We start from the raw sequence: 4,955 nt of genomic DNA on the forward strand, positions 1-4,955 counted from the left end.
CGCCGCCGTGCTCGGACATCCCTACGGTCCCAATGCCGAGCGCGGCATCTTCCGCTCCACCGACGGCGGCCAGAGCTGGCAGAAGGTCCTCTACAAGGACGAGAACACCGGCGGCTCCGACATCGAGATGGATCCCTCCAATCCCGAAGTGCTCTACGCCGGGCTGTGGCAGGCGCGTCAGGGACCCTGGGAGGACGCCAACTCCTACGGCGGGCCCGGCGGCGGGCTGTTCAAATCCACCGACGGCGGCCAAACTTGGCGCCAGCTCACGAACGGCCTGCCCGCCGACCTGGTGCAGATCAACGTGGCCATCGCGCCCAGCTTGCCCAGCCGCCTCTATGCCAGCTTCTCCACCACCAAGCCCAGCGGCTACCAGTCGGGCAAGGGCCTGGGCTTCTACCGCTCCGACGACGCCGGCGAGCACTGGTACCAGGTCACCAGCGACGAGCGCCCTGCCATGAAGATCGGCGGCGGCGATCTCTCCATCCCGCGCGTGGACCCGAAGAACCCCGACGTGGTCTACAGCACCAGCATCGTCACCGTGCGCTCCGAGGACGGCGGCAAGACCTGGATGAGCCTGCGCGGCGCGCCCGGCGGCGACGACTACCAGAACATCTGGATCAATCCCAACAATCCTGACATCCTGCTGCTGGTCAGCGACCAGGGCGCGGTGGTGAGCGTGAACCGCGGTCGCACCTGGGAGTCCTGGTACAACCAGCCCACCGCCCAGCTCTATCACGTGCAGGCCTCCAACACGTTTCCCTACCGCATCTGCAGCGGGCAGCAGGAGAGCGGCTCGGTGTGCATCTCCAGCCGCGGCAACGACGGCGAGATCACCTTCCGCGAGTGGCACCCGGTGGGCGTGATCGAGTACGGCTATGCCGCCCCCGACCCGCTCGACCCCGACATCGTCTACGGCGCCGGCCGCACCGAGGTCTCGCGCTTCCACTGGAGCACGGGGCAGGTGCAGAATGTCACGCCCATCCCGGTGCGCGGGCAGTACCGCGCCGAGCGCACCCAGCCCATCCTCTTCTCGCCGGTGGACCCGCACACGCTCTACTACGCCGCCAACGTGCTCTTCAAGACCACGGACGGCGGCCACTCCTGGCAGACCATCAGCCCCGACCTGGCGCGCCCCGTCAACGGCGTGCCCGCCAGCCTGGGCGACCTCGCCGCCAAGGACTCCAACGCCGCCAAGCAGCGCGGCGCCATCTATTCCCTCGCGCCCTCCTTCCATGACCTGAACACGATCTGGGCGGGCACCGACGACGGCTTGATCTGGGTGACGCGCGACGGCGGCAAGAACTGGACGAACGTCACCCCGCCCGACCTCACGCCCTGGAGCAAGGTCACGCAGCTCGCCGCCTCTCCCTTCGACGACCAGAGCGCCTACGCCTCGGTCAGCCGCTTCCGCATCGACGACCTGCGCCCCTGCCTCTACCGCACCCACGACGGCGGCAAGACCTGGCAGCTCATCACCACCGGCCTGCCCACCGACGCGCCCGCCGACACCATCCGCGAGGACTCCGTGCGCAAGGGCCTGCTCTTCGCCGGCACCGAGAAGGCTGTCTGGGTCTCCTTCGACGACGGCGACCACTGGCAGTCGCTCCAGCTCAACCTGCCGCACAGCTCCATGCGCGACCTCTGGATCCACGACGACGACCTCATCGTGGCCACCCACGGCCGCGGCTTCTGGATCCTCGACGACATCACCCCGCTGCGCCAGGCCGGCGCCCAGGTGAGCGCCACCGCTGCCTACCTCTTCCAGCCTGCGACCGCCTACCGCGTCCGCCGCTCCACCAACACCGACACGCCTCTGCCCGCCGACGAGCCCGCCGCCCAGAATCCCCCCGACGGCGCCGTGCTCGACTACTTCCTGGCGCAGCCCGCCGGCGGTCCCGTCACCCTCGAGGTCCTCGATCCCCAGGGTAACCTCGTCCGCCGCTTCTCCAGCGACGACCCGCCCGAGTTCACCCGCGCCGAGATGGAGAAGCAGCTCATCCCGCTCTACTGGATCCGCTGGCCCCGCACCCTCTCCACCGCTCCCGGCATGCACCGCTGGGTCTGGGACCTGCACTATCCCGCGCCCGCGGGCGAGCGCGGCTTCCCCATCTCCGCCGTGCCCGGCGACACGCCGCGCGAGCCGCTCGGCCCTGACGCCCTGCCCGGGCAGTACACCGTGCGCCTCACCGCCAACGGTGTGACCACCACCAAGCAGCTCACGGTGAAGATGGACCCGCGCATCAACCTCCCGCTGCAAGAGCTGGTGCAGCAGTTCCACCTGGAGACCGACTTGGCCTCCATGACGACGCTCAGCCACCAGGCGATGGCCCAGGCGGGCTCGCTGCGGGCGCAGATCAAGGCGCTCGCCGGCAAGGCCAGCGGCCCGCTGGCGGATTCGCTGAACGCCCTCGATCAGAAGCTCGCTGCCCTGATGCAGGCGCCGCGCGGCGCCGCCGCTACCGGCACGCCCGCGCCCACGCTCGGCCGCGTCAATGGCACCGCCGGCTCGCTCTATGGCGCCATCGGCCAGGCCGACGCCCCGCCCACCGCCGCCCAGGTACAGGCGGCCTCCACCCTGGCCGGGGAGTTTTCTTCGGTGATGAAGTCCTGGGGCGTGCTCACCTCCACCGATGTGCCCGCCCTCAACGACCAGCTCAAGGCCGCGGGTCTGCCCCCGCTCGATCCCGCCAAGCCGGCGCCGGAGGAGGAGTGAGCAGCAATCTCGTGCGTGGGCACTAGGGCTGGGTGCTGAGAGATGCTCTGGTACTGTCATCCTTCGCGAGGCGAAGCCGAGCGGAGGATCTGACGACGCCGCCTGCGCCACCACTGCGGTGGCGCGAGCACCTTCCTCAGATTCTCCCGCTCGCTTCGCTCGCGGAAGAATGACACCGTCGGGGATACGACCCGCGTCCCAAAGGGACGGCACGGCTTTTCAATGACCCGATGACCCGATCCGAAAAAGAATCCCCGCCCCGATTCCCGGAATCCTAAGGGTCACAAAAGGCTTGACACGAAGGCGAATGAAAGGCGAATATACTCGCCCGCATCAACGGATAAAGGAGAAGACGTCATGCCCATCAATCAGGCCCTGCTGCCCGAGTTCGACCACGAAATGGCCAACACCCGCAAGACCCTGGAGCGCGTCCCCGACGACAAGTGGGAGTGGGCCCCGCACCCCAAGTCCATGAAGCTGGGCGCCCTGGCCCAGCACCTGGCCGAGATGCCGGGCTGGACGGTCAACGCCCTTACCCAGGAGTCCCTCGACATCGCTCCCGAGGGCAAGCCCATGCAGAGCACGCCGCTGAAGAACCGCCAGGAGGTGCTGGCCCTGTTCGACAAGAACGTGGCCGCCGGGCGCAAGGCGCTGGCCGCCGCCAACGACGACGCCGCTTTCATGAAGCCCTGGTCGCTGCTGGCCACCGGCAAGACCATCTTCTCCCTGCCCCGCATCGCCGTCCTGCGCAGCTTCGTGATGAACCACAGCATCCACCACCGCGCCCAGATGGGCGTCTACCTGCGCCTCAACAACGTTCCCGTCCCCTCCATCTACGGCCCTTCGGCCGACGAGAACACCTTCTAGACGACGGCCGGGGTCCGGCTCTGCGCCGGACCCTTGGCTGCCGGCTGGGCGTCATCCTGAGGTCCCGCGCCGCGGGACCGAAGGACCTCGCGCGCACCACCCGCAGCTTCTGGCGCACTGCCTGCCGCTGTGCCAGAATGTCTCCCCATGCCCGAGACGCTCAGCGCCCGCCTCGCTCCCCTGGTCCTGCCCGACTGCGACGGCCGCGAAGTGCGCCTGGGCTCGCTGTGGGCCGAGGCTCCCGCGGTCGTGGTCTTCCTCCGCCACTACGGCTGAATCTTCTGCCGCGAGCACGTCGCGCAGTTGCGCGAGCACGAAGCCGCCATCCGCGGGAAGGGCGCCAGTCTGGCCGCCATCGGCCTGGGCGACCGCGCCTATGCCCGCCTCTTCCGCGAAGAGACGGGCCTCACCTTCCCGCTGCTGATCGACGAGCAGCGGCAGGCCTACCGCGCCGCCGGCCTGCGCAGCGCCAATCTGCTGCACCTCTTGCGCCGCTACAACGCGCGCGCCCGCCACCGCGCCCGCGCCGCCGGTCATCGCCAGCACAAGCTTGGCCCCAATCCCTTCCAGCTGGGCGGCAGCTTCGTCTTCGCTCCCGGGAATGTAGACCGCTTCGCCCACCTCAGCCAGACCTTCGGCGACAACGCCTCCCCCGCCGGCCTGCTGGCTGCGCTGGCTTGAGGCCTGATGCTGCGCTTGGTCCTCACAGGCGGCGCCCCCGATGAGCCCGGCACCGGCGACTGGAACGCCCTCTGCGAGGCCCCCGGCCCGCAGCGCTTCCTGGAGACTCTCTTCCACGAGGTAGCGGCCTTCGGCCTGCCGGCGCCGGTGGTGGGCGGCGGGAGCGAGGACGGCGTCCGCCGGGTCCAGACGGGCTGGCGCGGCACTCCCGCGCTGGGCGCCGAGATCACGCAAATGGATTGTCCCGAGACCACCGACCTGCCTGTGGTCTGCTCCTGGCGCACCCACGGCCTGCCGGGGATGGAGGTGCGGTGGGAGTACGCCCTCGAGTATGCCGGGCAGCTCGGGCACACCGCCTTCCGCCATCGCCAGCTCGAGTGCACCTTCGAGAGTGAGGCCGACCGGGAGCGCTTCGCCGGAATCTGGCGGCGCGTCTTCGGCCGGGAGCCGGTCTTCGAGCCCCACCCCGACCGCCGCTGACGGCTCAGGGCTTTGTCGGCGGCGTGGCTGGCGGCGTCGTGGGCGGCGCTGGGGGCTCGGGCAGGTCCACGCGCAGTTCCAGCGCGGCGATCTCGCCGGCGTCGCCGCCGGAGGAAGGCCGGTAGCGCACGATGGCGCGCAGACCCTGCACGTGCCGGCAGGGACTGAAGTGGTCCGCGCCGTACCAGAGCGTGTCGGAGAAGCCGGTTTG

4 protein-coding genes and 1 pseudogene are annotated in these 4,955 nt (G+C 69.8%); 4 read left to right on the forward strand and 1 reads right to left on the reverse strand.

What is annotated here, in order from left to right; genetic code table 11:
• The 4 genes and pseudogenes from VEG08_15780 to VEG08_15795 all read left to right on the forward strand — a co-directional run.
• Positions 1–2,716, forward strand: a 2,716-nt coding sequence (locus VEG08_15780) for a glycoside hydrolase (GenBank protein ID HXZ29456.1), incomplete at its 5' end; no start/stop codon positions are given.
• A 357-nt stretch (positions 2,717–3,073) separates the two neighbouring features.
• The gene (locus tag VEG08_15785; GenBank protein ID HXZ29457.1) at positions 3,074–3,583 is read left to right on the forward strand and encodes a DinB family protein; all 510 of its coding nucleotides are present in this window, start codon (positions 3,074–3,076) and stop codon (positions 3,581–3,583) included.
• Between the two features lie 87 nt (positions 3,584–3,670).
• A pseudogene (locus VEG08_15790) lies at positions 3,671–4,264 on the forward strand (peroxiredoxin-like family protein).
• Positions 4,265–4,270: 6 nt separating this feature from the next.
• Positions 4,271–4,744, forward strand: coding sequence for a hypothetical protein (locus VEG08_15795; GenBank protein ID HXZ29458.1), 474 nt, complete (start codon positions 4,271–4,273; stop codon positions 4,742–4,744).
• 4 nt (positions 4,745–4,748) lie between these two features.
• On the opposite strand, the gene VEG08_15800 is transcribed toward VEG08_15795, so the two are convergent.
• Positions 4,749–4,955: hypothetical protein (locus VEG08_15800; GenBank protein HXZ29459.1), on the reverse strand; the 207-nt coding region annotated here is incomplete at its 5' end.

It is taken from the genome of Terriglobales bacterium, assembly GCA_035624475.1.
GTDB lineage: Bacteria > Acidobacteriota > Terriglobia > Terriglobales > Acidobacteriaceae > DASPRL01.

Bases quoted from the DNA above. Each gene is read 5' to 3' on its own strand.
- VEG08_15785 (HXZ29457.1), top strand. From the start codon at position 3,074: ATGCCCATCAATCAGGCCCTGCTGCCCGAGTTCGACCACGAAATGGCC.
- VEG08_15795 (HXZ29458.1), top strand. From the start codon at position 4,271: ATGCTGCGCTTGGTCCTCACAGGCGGCGCCCCCGATGAGCCCGGCACC.